The sequence below is a fragment of the Planctomycetia bacterium genome, assembly GCA_015075745.1.
Classification (GTDB): domain Bacteria; phylum Planctomycetota; class Phycisphaerae; order UBA1845; family UTPLA1; genus UTPLA1.
The window spans coordinates 25,396-42,694 of sequence record JABTTW010000001.1 but is presented as its reverse complement, the minus strand read 5'-3'; the positions used below and the strand labels follow the sequence as shown (position 1 = coordinate 42,694).

Sequence of the window (17,299 nt, the reverse complement as noted above, 5' to 3'; positions counted from 1 at the left end):
CCACAACCAGCAAGGGAAATCCTCTTATGAAACTCAAGAACCTGTTCATTCAGCAAGACCCTGATTCATACACCCCCGAGAATCACGAAGTGTGGCAGGCGCTTTGTCGCCGGCAGGAGGCGGCTCTGTGCGGCAAGGCCTGCTCACAGTTCTACCGGGGACTCGACCAGATCAAGCTGGACTTCCAACGCCTCCCGCGACTGTCGGACATCAACGACCGCATCGCCCCGATAACCGGCTGGAGGGCCGCGGCTGTGCCCGGCTACCTCGATGCTCGCTATTTTTTCCAATGTCTTCGGGATCGAAATTACCCGACGACCATCGGCATCCGCAGCGCCGATTCCATGGACTACGTCGAGGAACCGGACATCTTCCACGATGTCTTCGGTCACGTGGCCCTCATGGCCGACCCGGCATACGGTCGCCTCATGCAGCACTTCGGCGATATTCACGACGCCATCACCACCGATCAGGATCTGACCGAGATGACCCGGCTTTTCTGGTTCACGATTGAGTTTGGACTCATCCGCGAGGGCGGCGAGACCCGGCTGCTCGGGTCGGGCTTGCTCTCATCACCCGGCGAGGCGGCGCACTGCCTTTCCGACAAGGTCGAGCGAAGGCCGTTTCGACTTGCCGAAGTGATCGCCCAGCCGTTTAGGATCGACGTGTTCCAGGATGTACTCTTCATCGCGGAGTCGCTGGAACAACTCCTTGAGGCAGGGCGCGTGCTGATCTACCAGATCAATGAACGCAACGCGATTCGCTGGCCGAAGGGGAAGTAGCCCGATGCTCCGTGGATCGGATCATGGCAGGTGGTGTGATCAGTGAGCTTCTCGAGAAGTCGAGCCCGTCGGCTCGGGGACCGCGGCGTCCTCGCGAGTCCATGAGGCGAGTCGGCGCATGCCCTCAAAGAGATGCCCGCACTGCCGCTCGATCATCTCATCCGGAAGCGGTTGATCCAGCGGAATCGTCTCAGATGCCGCCAGGGCCTTGGCGCCATCGAAGTCCACAAACGCGAGCCGCGCAGACATGTCCGACCGCGCACGGCCGAATGCTGCCCCGGGAAGAATGGCAACGCCGGTTTCGGCGACAATGCGATCGCAGAGCGTCGTACCGTCCTTGATACCGCGCTCGGCGAGTTCGGCCGCGACCCGGGAAAAGTCCAGCCAAAGGTAAAACCCACCAGCCGGCGCAAAGACCTGGATGCCCGAATCCTGAAGTATCGCGACGCTGCGACGAGCAATCTCTGCGAGCAATCTCCGGGCGTGCCAGAGGTAGCGCTCAATGTCCACGCCGCAATGAAAAGCCGTCACGGCGGCATACTGGATGGGTGCGCTGACGGAGGTATAAGTTTCACTGGCCACCGCCGCGATGGCGTTCACCAGCCAGGAAAGGTCCTTCGGAAACGCAAATGTCCCGAGCCGCCAGCCGCCCGCCCCACACCACTTGGAGAGGCCCGAACTAACGACCGTGCCCTCGGGATAGTATCGGCCGATCGAAACATGCTCTCCCTTGAAGTGCAGTTGCCCGTAAATCTCATCGGAAAGCACGATGATGCTGTAGTTCCGACAGACCTCGGCGATTTCCTTCAATTCATCGGGCGAGTACGTTTGACCGGTCGGATTACTCGGATAGTTGAGAACGAGCAGGCGAGGCCGATGATCATCACCGACGATGTCCAGCGATTTGTCCAGTTGCTCTGCAGTCAGCCGCCATCGTGCCGCATGCGACGCGTGGATCAGGCTGATGCGCCGACCGATGATGCGAGCCTGCGGCCAATACGATACCCAGCATGGCGGAACCAGCAGAATCTCGCCGTAATAAACGAGCTGAAGAATGAACATCAGCTCCTTAGAGCCCGGTCCGACAATGACGTCGTCCGGGTGAAACTCAATTTGATCTTTGCGAAGGTGATAGTCGGCGACGGCCTCGCGAAGAGTGGGCAGTCCCTTGACCGGAAGATAGTCTTTCTCGGGCGCGGCGAGCCGCAAGGCCTCAACCACGGACGGCGGCACGGGAAATGGCGACTGGCCCAAACCGAAATCATAGACCGATCGACCCAGGCGGCGGAGCTCCCGACACTTGTCTTTGATGGCTAAGGTCGCCGACTGGCCCATGCCGCGAACGTTCAGATTAAGGCTGACCGGCTTTCCGTTATCCATGAACTGGGCACTCTCCGGGGCGGTGTCGATGTATACCGCTTGCCGAGCACAATGATAACGCGCTCGACGCATCCTGTGGGCCGGATTTTTTTAGGCAGCGCCAGCTCGGCGACGCCTCTATCGAAGGAATCGCCGCCAAACCGGCCCGCCTGACATATGGGCTAGTCACCCACGCCGATATCGTTCGTGAAGACCGCCATCACGAGGTGTTCCTCCTCGGTCTTATGCTGGTCGACATAGGCGAGAAACATCCCGATGCGGGCGATGGCATGGCGAATCAAAAGCGCGTCCTTCGGTCCGAGCTCCCCCAGGGCCGCGTCGATTTGCTCAATTAACCGCCTCATCTCGACGTGTTCGTGGGAGAGCCGCTCAACTTCTCTTGTCAGCGTAGGACGGAGCTGAAGAATCTCCTGCATATAGCCGCCGGATTCTTCAAGCTCCATGTGTTGATTCAAATGTGTCGCCAGTCGCTGAAAGCACTTCCGCAGGTCAGGAAGCCAGGCGGCGCGACCCGTCTCAGGCGGGATGGCGAGCGACTTGCGAAGCTGAAACATCTGTTCTTTAACATGGGAATGCTCTTCACTGATCCATTTGGCGACTTCTCGAGGTTTCATGGGTCAGGTCTCCTCAGGGTCACTCAGGACCGTCCATTTCACTCGGAATAGATTCCGGAGGGAATCGCGGCGCATCCATCCCCTCGGCCGGCTCAAGCTGATCAAGCCAATAGGCATCGTCGTTGCGCTGGTAAACCATGTACTTGCCGCGGTTGCTCGCATCCTTGGCCCGCAGATACCGCAGGTATATATGCTTTTCGTCCACGGCCATGATCTCGACCTTGCCGGTCTCGTGTGACATCACATAACGCGCACGCCGCGCGAGCCCTGAGCCGTGTCGAAGCGCCTCGCGGAAGATGTTCCAGCCGCGCACGATCGGCACTTCGTATGGCTCATTGCCTGCCGTCGGCCGGCCCTGGAACAGGTAATAGGGCGGGCAGCCGATCCAGGAAAGCTCGCGATACATATCCGCCAGGACCATCGGGTCGTCATTGATCCCTTTGATCAGCGGACACTGATTCACGCAGATGACGCCGCATTTGATAAAACAGTCGATCCCATTCACCGCGTCATCAGTCAATTCACGCGGGTGATCGAAGTGCGCCATCAGATAGATGCGCTTTCTTGGCAGGGAGTGCTTTCGGAGGAGTGCCTGCAGCGCGGCATCATTCGTCAGACGCCAGGGATCGAACGCGGGCATCTTCGATCCGATACGGATGATCCGCACATGATCGATGGCCCGCAGTGCCTCGATGATCTCCGTCAGCCGGCGCGTGCTCATCAGCAGGGGGTCGCCGCCGGTCAGGAGGACATTCGTGACATTTGGATTCGAGGCAATGTAGCGGATGCCTTCGGAGACGTCGTTGGTGACCTCGTCGTTCTCATCCATGAACAGCCGCTTGCGAAAACAGTAGCGGCAGTAAGCCCCGCACACCTCGTTACATAGAAGCAAAACCGTGTGCGGGTACTTGTGCTGTACGCCCCGCGTAATCGTGACGGCGGCCTCGTTGCTGGCGTCGAGCTTGCCCCAGTCGCTCAATTCCTCTTCACGGGGAATAATCAACTGCTTGATCGGATCATCCGGATCGTCCCAGTTGATCAGGCCGAGGTAATAATCGTTGGCCCGAAAGACATATCGCTCGGCCACGCGCTTGAGTTTCTCGCGCTCGCGCGACGGAATGTTTGGAATCTTGTCGATGTCGCGGACATACTTCACCCGTTGGGGTGACTGGATGCCGCCGCCGGCTTGCGGTAATTGGATTTGTGTCATGGTCCGACTCCGGTGTTTCGGGCCAATTGGCTTCTCTCTGCCGGAAGCCTCATCGGTTCATGGGTCAAGCCCTCTTCAACGACCGGCCTTATTGATGGCCATATGGCGATCCGGCAACGATGTCGCACAAATATAGGGCAGGCCTGACCCCGAATGAATTCGATCCGAGCCCTGTGATTCAGTCTGCCGGCGATCGGCGTATGTATTGCCGTAAGCGCGGGCGTCAAAAAGTTCTATCTATACGGATTCTAGTCGAAATTGGAGAATTCGCAAGCGCAATCCGGCCTGGAACAGGCGCAGGAGCTGAAAATCAATCACATGAACTGGCGCACGCCGCAGCGGAGGCGACGATGTCCCGGGACTCTGATCTATTGCTCTCTACCGATTCTGCGGCATTCGGACTTACCGTCTCTGCATCGCTCGTTGACCTCTTAACTTGCGCTCGCGTGATGAATGCAACAGCGGTCACGATGATCCCCGTAGCGATGAACGTTCGCGCGCTCAGCGATTCGCCCGCAAACCCCCAGCCGAGCAGCACTGCGACGACTGGATTAACGTAAGCGTACGTCGCCACGCGCGCCGGGTCGCTGACCTGCATCAGCCACATATACGCCGTGAATGCGACGATCGAGCCGAACACGATCAGATAGATCAGCGCGGCAATGGACTTGGGCGAGATCGTCGCAAAGTTCACCCGCGACCACTCACCGACGACCGTGCCGGTCACCAGATGCAGCGCCCCCCCGGCGATCATCTGCATCGCCGCGGTCAGGTAAGGCGAGCTCGGCCGTGCGGCATTCTTTGAGAAGAGCGAGCCTGCGCTCCACACAACGCACGCCAGCATCAAGCCCCCGGCGCCCAGAAGGTCCACGCGCTTGCCGCCCGCGAAACTGTCAGGCCCGGTCAGCACACCGATCCCGATTAGACCGAGAATCAGTCCGGCGATGACCATCGGTGTCGGCGGATTGCCGCCTCGGCGAAGCCAATTCATCAGGACCATGCACATCGGGACAACCGCGATCAGGAGTGCCGTCAGGCCGCTGGCAACGCGCGTCTCCGCCCAGACCACGGCCCCGTTCGCGATGAATAGAAGCGCTCCGCCGATGATGGTCGCATTCCGCCAGTGAAGGAGCGTCGGCGCTGTCGAGCCCCTTCGCGCCCACGCGTAAAGAATGGCGCCCGCGGTCGCGAACCGAACGCCCGGCATCAGAAACACCGAATCGATCGTCTCCAGGCAGAACTTGATCCCCAGGTAGGTGGAGCCCCAGATGACATAAATGGCAAGAAACGCCAGGATCACCTTCAGTAGGCGCGGTGCGGGAAGGCCGCTTGAATCCGTCATCAAATCAGCACATCACTTTCAACGAAAAAGCCAACGACGTACCTTGATGCCATGATAGGGCACGTCTGCGAGTGCCGCCAAGGGGGCACATGGCTGTACTCCGTGAATCGTGCACACGATGGAATCGCGCACCGCTAGACAAGGGCATTTCGCCTCCGGTTTTCAGTGCTACGAACGCAGGCAGCGCGCGGTTCAGCAGGGATGGTTTGCGGCGATAGGAAGACGTTTTTTTCAGGCCTTTGCCATCGCAGATTCGAAGAGCAGGGGCTCACGGCCGACCACGGCAGCCTTCTCCAATTCCAAAAGATGCTGCTTTCGCCACAAGCCCCCGCCGTATCCCCCGAGCTTCCCGTCCTTATTCACGACCCGGTGACACGGAATAATAATGGCGATGCGATTCGCGCCGTTCGCCGTGCCCACCGCACGCTGTGCGCCTGTGCTCCCGACGCGTCGCGCGAGCGTTTCGTAAGATATGGTCTCACCGTAGGGTATCTTCAGGAGCTCGCCCCATACCTTGCACTGAAACGCCGTTCCGGGGTACTCCAACGGTGCTGAAAACTTCTTGAGTGTGCCCTCGAAATACCGGTCCAGCTCGCTCCGTAGAGTCGTCAGCAACCGATTCTTTCCCGGCACGATCGGCCTCGCAAATCGTTTTCGCAGCGTCGTCATCTGCGCCTCGAGCATCCGCCGATCGGAGAACTCCAAAAGGCACACCGCCGAATCCGTCGCCCCGGCAAGCAGTGGACCCACCGGGCTCTCAATCATCGCCGTGACAATGCAATTCTTGGTACTCATTCGACTGCGGCCCGGCGGCTTGCCGAAGGCCCGGACATACGCGTCTCGGAACCCGCTGGGGGAGTCGAAGCCCGACCCGATGGCGACATCAGTCAGATCGCCGCCTTCGCGAATCGCCGCGAATGCCCGTCCCAGTCTGCGGGCCCGATCGTACGCCTGAAAAGTCATGCCGTAATTCTCCTGGAAATAGCGTCTGGCTCGTGCGGGGTCGATGGACATGCCGCGAAGGTCCTGATCGCGAATCCGCTCATCCGGCTGCGACTCGACACGCAGGAAGAGCTTGCGCACCCATTCCGGCGGACGGCCGTTGGTGTCCATCGGGCGGCATCGCTTGCACGGACGATACCCGGCAAACAGGGCATCCTTCGCAGTCGCAAAGAACTCAATATTCTTGGCAAGCGGCTTCTTCGCCGGGCAAGAGGGCCGGCAGAATATGCTGGTGGTTCGAACGGCCGTAAAGAAGATGCCGTCGTACGATGCGTCGCCGCGCGAGAATGCGCGGAGCATTTCGCGCTGCGTGGGTCGCGCCTTTGCGGATTTCTGATTCGACCTTGTCGCCATGCCCGTATCTCGCTACCCGGCAACACTACGAGTGTCATTCGCCCTCGCCACAGGACAAGCCTACGTCAGCAGTCCCTCGTCTTCCACCGATTTTTGAGCGCGGTACTCAAATCGTTGTGCGCCGCCGCCGTCGCCGGGCTCTGCGTCGGTAGGGGCGAGGCGCCAAAAGAAAGCCCCAGGCGATTGCCCGGGGCTTTGAATGTTATCGTCGGACTTTCGTCCGGTTTTATGCGCCGCAACCGCCGCCGGCGAAGGCCTTGGCCATCCGCTCGCCGATCTGCTCCGGAGTCAGGTCTTCCGTATGCGTCGCCACTGACCACTTGTGACCGAACGGATCGGTAACCATGCCGTACCGGTCGCCCCAGAACATGTCGGTAATGGGCATGACCGACGTTGCCCCCGCCTTCACCGCCTGATTCACCACCGAATCGACGTCATTGACGTAAAGATGAACCGTGATCGGCGAGCCCCCGAGGCTCTTGGGTGACTGACAGCCCATCTGCGGGTTCTCTTCCGCGATCATGACGCGCGAATTCCCAAGTTGGATCTCGGCATGCATGACCGAGCCGTCCGGCGCGGGAATGCACATGACTTCCTCCGCGCCGAAGGCCTTCTTGTAAAACTCCATCGCCGCCTTGGCGCCCTTCACGACGATGTGAGGCGTGACCGAGTTAAATCCCTCTGGAATCGGGTTTACCTTGCCTGCCATGTTTCTTCCTTTCATGTAAATAGGTTCTGTGCAACTTCATCGTTTCAAATGCAAGGCGTCCTTGCCCGTAGGTCGGCTCCTTCGCGGTTTGCCTATTTCTTGCGCTTGTACTCGATCTCAAAGACCCGGTGTGTGTCAGAGGCATGAAGATCGAAGCACTCGAACATCCGCGTGTCCTTGTCTTTGATGGTCGTCACATACTTGACCGTTCGACCGATGACATTCAGCATCGGCTCATCCATCTCGCCGAACATTCGAAGTACCTTGCTGCCCGGCTCCATGCTGCCGTTCATGGTCAGCACGTTTGTCTGAAGATTCGACAGCCACGTGCCAGTGTACATGTTGCGATAAACGTCGTACCCCAGCGTGCCCATGCCTTCGTAAGGGACTTTCTTCATCTGCATGCCCGTCTCATCAGGCATGAGCATCTCGCCCTTGTATTCTTCGAGAAGGAACCGCTTGCCCATGATCCACTTCACCTCGGACACGCCCTTCGTCTCCATGGGCGGCGCCGACGGGTCCATCCACATGCGGAACGTGACGTCCCACGTTCCAGCGTGGGAATCGAGCACCTTGTGATGCTTGCCGGGCTTGGTCGTCTCGATCCAGCGCTTCATCCCTTCCATCATCTGCTTCATCATTTCCGGGTCCGGCGCGCCGCCCGGCTTGTCCTCGGAAACCGCCGATTGACTGAACATCGCCACCGCCGATGCGACGATCACAGTGAAATTACAATTTGGTCTTCATCCGATTTGTCTCCTAAATGTCAGGTGTTTTCTTGCCCGCCGAGCCCGGTATTCTAACAACACTCCTCGGGCATAGCGATTGTAAAAACACGACAAGCGCTTACTCCGTGCCGCCCAACGGTTTATCCCGGTCAATGCAACCTGCCGCATAGTTAGCAACCCGATTTTGACGGCGTCCCATGCAAGGCTCACGCACAGTCATTAGCCGTCCAACACGTCAAATTCCCGAAGCGCTCTGGTGAATCGTAAGCAGCATGACGCATTACCGACCGTCGCCGCGAATCCTATGATTGCGCCGGGATTGCGTCACGCTGCCGGGGCCGCACGCTTTCCGGAAATCGCCAAGACCGCCAGGCCGCCCAGCCCGCCCGTGACCGCCGAACCGAGTGTTCCAAAGGCCAGCACCGCCGCCTCCGTGTCGCCCAGCGCAACGGATGCCGCGATGCCGATGATTGCGCAGAGCCCACCGACCACTGCCCCGCCGACGAATCCTCCGCCCTTCGATGTCGCCGCGGACTTCGCCCACAGCGCGCCAAAGAGCATGGAGATCGCCATGCCGCCCGGGGCAAAAATGTTCATGCGGATGAATTCGTTGTAGTGTCCGCCGACGACCATAGCGATCTGAAGCACCGTCCCGATCGCCGTGTACTTGACCATTGCTCCGTTACCTTGATTCACTGTGCTCATGGCATTCTCCTCAGAATCTTTACTCGTCACTTCCGATTCCGCTCTTCGTCCGCCAGGGCTTTGCAATCTATGGACCCGACGTCCGCGCCGAAATCACATCATTCCCACCGGCCTGCCGATCGGCCGTCGATACCGTGTCCAGCAATCGAACCGTCCCATCCACGAAAGTTGCCGCCAGTTGCGTCCCGTCCGGGCCGAATTCCAGCGCATAGGCGGATTCCCCCGAGTCGATCAACTTCGCAACGCAGACGCCTCGCCTCACATCCCAAAGTCGAACCGTCTGGTCGTATGAGGCTGAACCCAGCCGAGAGCCGTCCCCCGAGAAGGCCAGCCCGCAGATTTCTCGCGCGTGTCCTGTCATCGTGTGCAGGCATTCCCGGGACTTCACATCCCAGATGCGGATAGCCCTGTCGTTTCCGGCAGAGGCCAGCAATAAACCATCGCGGCTGAAGCACACTGAGAACAATTTCGCCGAATGGCCTTTCATCGCCGCTTTCTCCTCGCCGCTCTTGGCATCCCAGAGATAAACAATGCCGTCATTGCCCGCGGCGGCGATCAAGCTGTCGTCGGGCGAGAATGCGATGCGGTACGATCCCGCCTCCTTCTTATCGATCACGAGAATCGTTTCTCCGCGATCCGGGTCCCACACACGAATCGTGCCGTCGTACGACGCCGTGGCGATGCGATCGCCTTTTGAATTCCAGATGACGCACGGATTTCCTTTTGTATGTCCCTTGAGTTCGTGAATCAGCTCCTGCGTCTCAAGATTCCAGATGAGCACCGTCGGATCGTTCGTCACACCGGCCAGCCGCTTGCCGTCCGGACTGAACGCGGCGCTCGTCGCCTGCTCGGGCAGGTTGATGAACGACGCCAGTTCTTTCCCATTGGACAGGTCCCAGACCCTTACGCTCATATCCGACGATGCGGTCGCGATTCGTTTCCCATCCGTGCAGAAGGGAGAGCCCCAAACACCTTTGGCGCACTTAATGGCGGACGGCGGCTGGTCCTTAATAGCCCACTGCTTGATCCGCTGATCGGCCCCGGCAGATACCAGCGTTCGGTCGTCCGCGCCGAACGCCAAAGAGCGGACAACGTCGCGGTGGCCGATCGCCTCAAACTCAATCGCCCCGGTCTTCGAATTCCAGAGCCTGATTCGCCCGTCGGCCCCGGTCGACGCGATGTGCGACCCGTCACGGCTGTAAGCTACGGCGTAGATCGTCTGATCGTGCGCCTCCCATTGGTTGATCTGCTTACTGTCCGACACGCTCCATGTCGTGATCGCCTTGTTCCCGCTGCACGCGCAAAGCTCCTTCCCGTCCGGGCTGAAGACCACGGCGTTGTAGGGCGTGTACTTGGCGCCGCCGTAGCCCGGACCCAGCTTGTGCAGCTCAGCTCCGGTTTCGGCGTCCCAGATAATCACGTTGTTGTCCCACGAGGCCGAGGCAAGCAGCTTGCCGTCCGGGCTGTACGTCACGCACGGAACCGGAGGACGCTCGACATGTCCCTTGAGCGTGTGAATTTTCTCGCCGGTCTCGAGGTTCCAAACCTTGACATAGCTGAGCATGGAAGTCGCCAGTCGCTCGCCGTCCGGGCTGAATGACGCGGAGTACACCTGCGTCTTCTCGTGCTTAAGCTCGCGAACCAGTTCCCCGGTCTCAACCTCATAGACTCGAGCAGCCCCGTCAGACGATGAAGCGGCAATGCGCCGGCCGTCCCGGCTGAAGGCGACATGCCAAAGTGACTTCTCATTCGTCTTGACCCGGCGAAGCTCCTTCCACGATTCGGCATCGCGCAGAATCGTCGTCCCATCCGCGAGCGCCTCGGCCAGCAGCTTGCCGTCCGGGCTGATTGCCACAGACATGACGGCCGCTCCCTGATCCACACTTGTGCGGACGCTCTGATCCATGGCCGCTTTGAGATAGCGCCATTCCCAGTTACGGAATCTAGACGGTGCGCTGCTGAGCCATCGATCGACCTCCGCGACCTGACCTGCCACAAGAGCGGCGCTCGCCGCTGCAATGTGGGCCAGATACGAAGCGAACAGGTCATCATCCGCCCCATGTGAGTTCGCCGCCGACGAGGCAGACACCGGCCGCTGCAAGTGAGTCTTGTCCGGCAGCAGGCCGGAGATGTCGACCGGCTGCGTCGCGGGCGCCTTTCCAAACCGCTCCTGCAACTTATTGATCGTCCAGGTATTTCCCGCGTCGAAGTGCTTGCGAAGTGTCTGCGAGGCCTCGTCGTCGCCATAGCCCATGCCGACGACCGTGATCCGCGTTCGCTTCGAATCCACGGGGTCGAGATAGATCACCGACCACATGTTCTTGATCGCCTCCTTCATCGGGAAATTGGCCGGCGGTTTGGTCGCCTTGATCGACAGCATGTGCGGCGGATCGAAGCTGAGAATGGTGTTTTCAATTGTGCTGTCATCGCCGATCACGCCATTCGGGTCATAAGTGGTGCGCATCTTCCCGCCCACGCGAAGGTCAATCTCCGCGTGCGGGACCATCCACGACTCAATGCCTTCCTTCGTGGTGAACGCATCCCAAACGGCCTCGATCGGCGCATCGACGATTCCCTCGCTTCGCAGCGCATTGCCGACAGGATCACCGGCATGACTGACCTGGAGCGGGCCGCCGACGAGTCCGGCGAACGTGATAGTGCCAATGAGAAGAAGCTGTCGTTTCATCGCATCATCCCGATCCATTTCGTGCAAGGAATCAAAACGATTCCATGTTCACTTAGCCGAATTAGCTTGTGCCGCGTTCTTGACCAGCAATCCATACACGCTGTTCAGAAACACAGGGTTGTTCTTGAGGAAGTAGTCATAGGCGTCGTCCCATTCCTTCTCTCCGGGACGCCAGCCGGTGCATGAGAGGCGCAACTTCGTCTTGCCCGCCCCGAGGGACTCGAAGTAATAAGCGCTCCAAGTGCCGCCCTTGCGCACGTTGGGAAACTCGGGCGGCGCGCTGCCGCTCGTGCACAGCATCTCGCCGGGAATGAAAGACAGGACCTTGTTCGGCGCCCCTGGCCAGAACGAATAGGCCCCGCCGGGCTTCAATTCGACCAGCGGCTCCTTCGCACCGAGCATCTTGAAGCCTTCGGTCGTCGCCAGCAGGTTCCAGACATCCTCAACCGCCACCGGCACGTTCATCTCGAATTCCTGCCGCTTGATAGGGCTGTCCGTCGAAGTGATCGTCACGTGCCGGTCATCCCATGTCTTCGACTTCGCTGTCGAGGCGTCCGCCGCCGAGTGATTCGCGTCCTTATACTCCTTCAATTGTCGAAGGACATGGCCCCACGCGGCGTCGAAATACTCAAACCCCTTGTCCCATTCGGCCCCCTCGCCCCAGCCGTGCTGCACGAGCTTGACGCGAACTCGGCCGTTACCCAGGTCGATGAAGCGAAGCACGACCTGCGTCTTCTCGCCGGCGTAGCGAAGGCTCTCAACGGCGGGGGGAAACGTCCAGTCGAATGCCAGCATCTCGTTTTCGATGTAGCCCAATATCCGCGAACCTTCGGCCCCGCGCTTCCCCTGCTTGTCGGGCTCCTCCATGCTCATGTAAAGGTCATATGCCCCGCCGAGCCTCAGCTCGATTTTCGATTCGGGCGAGAAGAATTTGGCAATCCCCTCCGGCGTCGTCCATAGTTTGAAGACCTGTTCCGCCGTGCCTTTGACCTCGACATCCTTCCGGATCATTCGAGGCTCGCCGGCCTGTGCGGCTGCCGACCACCCGATCCCCGTGAGGCAGATCGCCACGCGTTGCCACTTCATCGATTTCCGACTCATCGCATTTCCCTTTCATGATTACATCCGACGGACCGCTTCGCCGTCGCCCGGCTCACTCACTTCTTGAACACGTTTCAGGCCGCACTTTTGGCTTGCAGGCGATCGAAGTAATCCCGCAACTGTGCCACAGAGTCGTCGTAACGCTTGACATCGCGATGGCCGCGGGCCTGCATGATCCCGCCCTCCATCACCGTCAAGACGAATCGTGACATCCGCTCGAAATCGATGTCCCGCGGAAGCCGATCCGCCGCTTCCCGAAGACAGTTTTCGATCGCCTTGCACCAATTGGAGAAATTCAATTCGATTTTGGCTCGGACTTCCGGCTCGCACTCAGTCAGTTCCAACGCAAGATTGCCAATGGGGCATCCAACGGTGCATTCCGTCATCAGCAGCATTTCCCGGTATCCGGCCAGCACCGCGAACACGCGCTCGATCGGGTCCTCTGAAATGGCAAACGCGGGGTCCATGACCATCGGATGGAGCATTTGCTCGTACCACCCCAGCACCGCCAGGAGTAGCTCGTTCTTGGATTTGAAGTAGTAGTAAAGGCTCCCGCTGTTGGCCTCCGCCTTCTTCAGAATCTCCGCCATGCTCGTGGCGTGGTATCCCTGCGTGTGAAAAAGCTCCCTCGCCGCAAGGACGATTCGTTCCTTCGTACTGATGTGTTCCTCGGGCATATGAGACCTATTAGTTGAACAGTCAACTAATATACCGCCCGTCGACAATCAGTGCAAGCGAATAGCGCCGGATTTTTTGCGTGGGGGCCGCTGCCGCAGAACGGCCGACGGGTCCAGACAGCGGCATGCTCCAAAGCAATTCAGGGCCTCTTTGCCGTTTGATTGAATTGGAGTCGAAACGGGCGGTGCATGGCACTTAATCGCCATAAAACGCTTTGGAGAGCGTCACATCGCCGCAGGAGCGAATTCAACAGGTCAGTCCGACGCGAAAGAGCACCCCGATAAGCCAAGGGCCGGGCACGGCTCTCCGGTGAGCCAAATGGGTCGCTTCAGGCGCCGAGATCCCTCCGGATCCGAGACTCAGGAAATAGAAAGGCCTCGGTGGGTTTCCACCGAGGCCTTGATAGCTACTGAATTGTCACGTCAGAGCAAGTCCGACGTCAGATTCCAACCGAGCGACTTACCGGCGGCGGCGAATGAGGGCCAGAGCGCCGAAGCCAAGCAGGGCCAGCGAAGCCGGCTCGGGAACCTTGTTCACGAAGTGCAGCGAGAACTGATCGATGAAGCCCGTATCACCACCGGCATTGTCGGTGATGTTCAGGGTCCACAGACCGGCCTTCGGGAGCTGGTCGAAACCGCTCAGCGGGTTCTCGGGGCGCCAGCTGCCGACCGGGTTGTTGACGTTCGTGCCGGCCGAACCGGTGTCATAAACCAGAGCCGCTTCATCGTCGAAGATGAACGGGGTCTGCGCGGCCGGATTACCGAGGTTGTTGTTCGAGAAGCCGAAGCCGCTTCCCGAGTAACCAGGGCGATCCATGAGAACGACCTGCTGGCCGCCCGGCCCCGTCAGCGTGAGCCGGAGGTCGCCCTGCCAAGTGTGGCGGACGATGACGTCAACGTTGAGGTCCCAGATCAACGGACAGGCCGGATCGTCATTGGGAACCATGATCGATACGTTACCACCCGCTGGGTTGTTGTCAGGAATCGTGACCGAAGGGGTCGGGCGAACCACGTAAACCTTCGGTGTCTGATCCGGGCAAACAACATCAGCCATCGCCGGAACACTGGTTAGGGCGATCGCGCCTACCAGAGCTAATCCAATGATCGTCTTCTTCTGCATCTTCCTTACTCCTATGTCGAGTGACCCAGTCCTTCCCACTTCATGCAAAGCCATGCTGCACATACAGCCAAAAGGCCATTTGCATCAATTTCTACGACGTTCGAGTCTTGAGGACGATCCAATAGCAAGAACTGATCAAAGCTATGAAACGTCGGCTCAATGCATGAAGAGCGCCGTTGCGCTACCTTCCTCCACGCAGAAAGCGAGCTTAACAGAACTAACTGTGCAGTTCAAGGGTTTCGAGTGCTTTCTTCTCTTTTTCCAAAAAATTTCACAGCCGTCCCGAAAGGGGCGTTTTTGAGGTCCCAACCGGGACCGGCTGCCCGGAAGGGGGGCCAGAGGCGGATTGCACGATTTCCGATCACCGGGGCGTTCCGGCTTTGGTTGTAACACGTTATTATCGCTTCCTGTTTCAGATTAGGCGGATGTCTGGGGGGTACCTCGCGGTGCGTATCAAATGACCAGAGTTTGTAAATCCTTATGTATCAGCAAATGCCGATTGTTAATGGCGATCGGCCTCCTATTGCCAGGTCTCGCCTGCGATCGCTCAAAGGTACCGGAATCGGACACCCCCCAGGCATCGCAGGCCCCGGTTGCGGCGCCCAGTACGGCCAAGTCGCAGGATACCGCCGAAACCGGCTCAGCAAGGGACGTTGTGCAAAATGAAGATCGGCCGGCCCCTTCGACTACGGATTCTGCTCCCGTCGTTCCCCGGTCCGTCCCCAAGGATGTCTCCGATGATCCGAGTCCGGCACGGTCCACTGTACCCAAGCCGCCCGATAGGCGCCCGGATACGAATGCGGAGGTATCCCTTCCTGATCCCGAGACGCTTTCACCTGCGGCAAAAGAAATTCCGCGCATTGATCTCATCGGCCTTCCAGCCGCGCTTCGTACCGATATTGAGGCGGCCTACACCGCGGCGTGTGCCTCGCCAGATAAGCCCGAATTACTGGGCGAATTGGGAATGCTCTATTACGCCGCGGATTCCCATCTCGCCGCAATCCCATGTTTCAAAAAAGCCAAAGAGTTGGATCCGAGTTCCCTTCGCTGGTGCTACTACCTCGGTTTGGCGGCCCTTGAGGCCTACGATCAAGACCTGGCGAAACTCGCTTTTGAATCTGCGCTGAAGGTGGACCCCCAATACGCGCCGATCCTGATCGAGCTCGCCGATCTCGTGCGAAGCAGCGATCCGGCGCGTGCACAGGACCTCTATCATCGCGCGATTGAAGTATCGCCGAATGATGCCCGAGCTCACCTGGGGCTCGGAGAATGCGCCCTGGCGTCAAAGGATTATTCAGCCGCTCGCACCCATCTGGCACAGTCGTTGCGACTGAGCCTGAACTACGCCGCGGCGAATGGCGCGATGGCGAGACTACTGAAGGCGACCGGCGAGGATGCCCACGCCGAGAGCTTTCTGGAGCTGGAGCGCGCCGGCGCCAAAGCGCCCCTGGCCAACGACCCTCTGCTGGTGGACCTGCTTGGAAAAGCGCCCGGTGGAGAAGACCTGCTGGTGCTTGCGGAACGGCTTTCGCGGGCCGGTCGCATCGACGACGGAATCGTCTTGCTGAGAAACGCCACGCAGCGCAACAGCGCGGATGTAAGTACTCGTCACGCCCTGGGGGTCTTGCTCACCGCAAAGGGAAGATTCGCCGAGGCGGTGCAGGAATACCGCGCCGTACTGGAAAAGAACCCATACCACCTCAATACTATCGTCGATCTTGCCCAGGCCCTGTCGCGCCTCGGTAATTATTCCGAGGCCGAGCAGCTTCTCCGCGACATCCTCAGCGGCAATGCCAATGATGTCCGCGCGTCCATGTTGTACGGCCACTTGCTCTTGCAGATGGGGCGGTGTTCGGATGCCGGCCGATACTACGAGGGGCTCGTCAAAGCCCAGCCCAACATCCCCGAGTTGCACCTGCGGTTGTCCCAGGCAATGGTATGCATCAAGAAATATGACGTTGCCGTCAAGGAGTACCGGCGTTGGCGCGATCTTTCCGGTAAGGATCAGTCCGGTCCGCGAGACTACGTTTGGCAACTGATCCGCCTGCTCGCCGATCAGCGTCGCGCAGAAGTCGCCACCTCTCAAGTCAGCCAGCATTTGCAGCTCAGTCAATTGACGGAGCTCGCCCACGCCTTCGAAACGGCCGGGATCAGCGACGCATCAAAGGCCTGCGCGGCACACTTGGAACTCATTGCCGCCAACGCAGCCAGGTTTGCGGCATACGGCGCCTATCGCGAGGCCGAGCGGATTGCCCAGGTCGGCTTGATCGATCACAAGCATGGCGAGCCCAAGGTCGTCGCGCTCCTCCGCGAGCACGCAATGTCCAGCCCCGACGCGCCCGGCGTTCGCCACATCCTGGCTTCAACGCTCAGTGCCGCCGGGGACAAGCAGGCGGCGGCGTCCGAATGGCGCCAATTAGTGACGGCCACGCCCAGTTTTGAGTTGGCTTATCTCGCATGGGCGATCGATCTGATGGACGCAAAACGCTACAAGGAGACTCAGGAATTACTCCGTGAGGGCCTGAAGAACAATCCTGATTCGCCCCTGTTGGCCAATGCCCTTGCATGGGCACTCGCAGCGCCGAATGACGAGTCGGCCAGGAATGGCGAAGAAGCCGTCGCCTGGGCGACGAAGGCATGTGAATCCACCGGATACCGGGATCCCGAGTTGCTCGACACCCTCGCCGCGGCCTATTCAACTGCCGGTAATTATTCTCGTGCTTCCAAGATCCAGCAGGATGCCATTAAGCTGGCATCGAGAATCGGCCTGACAACTTCCCTTGCGACTTTTCGAAAAAGGCTCGCGTCTTACGACAAGAAGATCCCCATCTACGAAATCTCCCAATCCAAGAGCAACTAAGGTACCCTCGAAGCGAAAGAATTAGGCCG

The 17,299-nt window shown here is 59.3% G+C and carries 14 protein-coding genes; 2 read left to right on the top strand and 12 right to left on the bottom strand.

The window, feature by feature from the left end:
• The first annotated feature begins 26 nt into the window (after positions 1–26).
• Positions 27–782, top strand: coding sequence for a phenylalanine 4-monooxygenase (locus HS101_00180; protein ID MBE7504690.1), 756 nt, complete (start codon positions 27–29; stop codon positions 780–782).
• A gap of 39 nt (positions 783–821) precedes the next feature.
• On the opposite strand, the gene HS101_00175 is transcribed toward HS101_00180, so the two are convergent.
• The 12 genes from HS101_00175 to HS101_00120 all read right to left on the bottom strand — a co-directional run bounded on the left by HS101_00175 (position 822) and on the right by HS101_00120 (position 14,410).
• Positions 822–2,162, bottom strand: a complete 1,341-nt coding sequence (locus HS101_00175; GenBank protein MBE7504689.1) for an aminotransferase class I/II-fold pyridoxal phosphate-dependent enzyme — start codon at positions 2,160–2,162, stop codon at positions 822–824.
• A 161-nt stretch (positions 2,163–2,323) separates the two neighbouring features.
• Positions 2,324–2,776: a hemerythrin domain-containing protein gene (locus tag HS101_00170; GenBank protein ID MBE7504688.1), complete on the bottom strand. Its 453-nt coding sequence runs from the start codon at positions 2,774–2,776 to the stop codon at positions 2,324–2,326.
• Positions 2,777–2,795: 19 nt separating this feature from the next.
• Positions 2,796–3,986 (bottom strand): 4Fe-4S cluster-binding domain-containing protein, encoded by a 1,191-nt coding sequence (locus tag HS101_00165; GenBank protein MBE7504687.1) that lies wholly within the window; start codon positions 3,984–3,986, stop codon positions 2,796–2,798.
• Between the two features lie 310 nt (positions 3,987–4,296).
• Positions 4,297–5,331: an EamA family transporter gene (locus tag HS101_00160; GenBank protein MBE7504686.1), complete on the bottom strand. Its 1,035-nt coding sequence runs from the start codon at positions 5,329–5,331 to the stop codon at positions 4,297–4,299.
• 228 nt (positions 5,332–5,559) lie between these two features.
• Complete coding sequence (locus HS101_00155) at positions 5,560–6,684, bottom strand: bifunctional transcriptional activator/DNA repair protein Ada (GenBank protein ID MBE7504685.1); 1,125 nt, start codon at positions 6,682–6,684, stop codon at positions 5,560–5,562.
• 226 nt (positions 6,685–6,910) lie between these two features.
• Positions 6,911–7,393 (bottom strand): VOC family protein, encoded by a 483-nt coding sequence (locus HS101_00150; GenBank protein ID MBE7504684.1) that lies wholly within the window; start codon positions 7,391–7,393, stop codon positions 6,911–6,913.
• 92 nt (positions 7,394–7,485) lie between these two features.
• Positions 7,486–8,091 carry a DUF1579 family protein gene (locus HS101_00145; GenBank protein ID MBE7504683.1) on the bottom strand — a complete coding sequence of 202 codons (606 nt, stop codon included), beginning with the start codon at positions 8,089–8,091 and terminating at the stop codon, positions 7,486–7,488.
• 354 nt (positions 8,092–8,445) lie between these two features.
• Positions 8,446–8,826 carry a hypothetical protein gene (locus HS101_00140; GenBank protein MBE7504682.1) on the bottom strand — a complete coding sequence of 127 codons (381 nt, stop codon included), beginning with the start codon at positions 8,824–8,826 and terminating at the stop codon, positions 8,446–8,448.
• Positions 8,827–8,893: 67 nt separating this feature from the next.
• A complete protein-coding gene (locus HS101_00135; GenBank protein MBE7504681.1) occupies positions 8,894–11,512 on the bottom strand; it encodes an SRPBCC domain-containing protein in 2,619 nt (872 codons plus the stop codon).
• Between the two features lie 48 nt (positions 11,513–11,560).
• The gene (locus HS101_00130; GenBank protein MBE7504680.1) at positions 11,561–12,598 is read right to left on the bottom strand and encodes an SRPBCC domain-containing protein; all 1,038 of its coding nucleotides are present in this window, start codon (positions 12,596–12,598) and stop codon (positions 11,561–11,563) included.
• A gap of 89 nt (positions 12,599–12,687) precedes the next feature.
• Entirely contained in the window at positions 12,688–13,290 is a 603-nt protein-coding gene (locus HS101_00125; GenBank protein MBE7504679.1) for a TetR/AcrR family transcriptional regulator, read from the bottom strand.
• A 460-nt stretch (positions 13,291–13,750) separates the two neighbouring features.
• Positions 13,751–14,410 (bottom strand): proprotein convertase P-domain-containing protein, encoded by a 660-nt coding sequence (locus HS101_00120; GenBank protein MBE7504678.1) that lies wholly within the window; start codon positions 14,408–14,410, stop codon positions 13,751–13,753.
• A gap of 1,027 nt (positions 14,411–15,437) precedes the next feature.
• Between HS101_00120 and HS101_00115 the strand changes: the two genes are divergently transcribed.
• The gene (locus HS101_00115; GenBank protein ID MBE7504677.1) at positions 15,438–17,270 is read left to right on the top strand and encodes a tetratricopeptide repeat protein; all 1,833 of its coding nucleotides are present in this window, start codon (positions 15,438–15,440) and stop codon (positions 17,268–17,270) included.
• The last annotated feature ends 29 nt before the right edge of the window (positions 17,271–17,299 follow it).

Coding starts and splice junctions, on each gene's coding strand:
- HS101_00180 (MBE7504690.1), top strand. CDS start 27: ATGAAACTCAAGAACCTGTTCATTCAGCAAGACCCTGATTCATACACC.
- HS101_00175 (MBE7504689.1), bottom strand. CDS start 2,162: ATGGATAACGGAAAGCCGGTCAGCCTTAATCTGAACGTTCGCGGCATG.
- HS101_00170 (MBE7504688.1), bottom strand. CDS start 2,776: ATGAAACCTCGAGAAGTCGCCAAATGGATCAGTGAAGAGCATTCCCAT.
- HS101_00165 (MBE7504687.1), bottom strand. CDS start 3,986: ATGACACAAATCCAATTACCGCAAGCCGGCGGCGGCATCCAGTCACCC.
- HS101_00155 (MBE7504685.1), bottom strand. CDS start 6,684: ATGGCGACAAGGTCGAATCAGAAATCCGCAAAGGCGCGACCCACGCAG.
- HS101_00150 (MBE7504684.1), bottom strand. CDS start 7,393: ATGGCAGGCAAGGTAAACCCGATTCCAGAGGGATTTAACTCGGTCACG.
- HS101_00145 (MBE7504683.1), bottom strand. CDS start 8,091: ATGTTCAGTCAATCGGCGGTTTCCGAGGACAAGCCGGGCGGCGCGCCG.
- HS101_00140 (MBE7504682.1), bottom strand. CDS start 8,826: ATGAGCACAGTGAATCAAGGTAACGGAGCAATGGTCAAGTACACGGCG.
- HS101_00135 (MBE7504681.1), bottom strand. CDS start 11,512: ATGAAACGACAGCTTCTTCTCATTGGCACTATCACGTTCGCCGGACTC.
- HS101_00130 (MBE7504680.1), bottom strand. CDS start 12,598: ATGAAGTGGCAACGCGTGGCGATCTGCCTCACGGGGATCGGGTGGTCG.
- HS101_00125 (MBE7504679.1), bottom strand. CDS start 13,290: ATGCCCGAGGAACACATCAGTACGAAGGAACGAATCGTCCTTGCGGCG.
- HS101_00120 (MBE7504678.1), bottom strand. CDS start 14,410: ATGCAGAAGAAGACGATCATTGGATTAGCTCTGGTAGGCGCGATCGCC.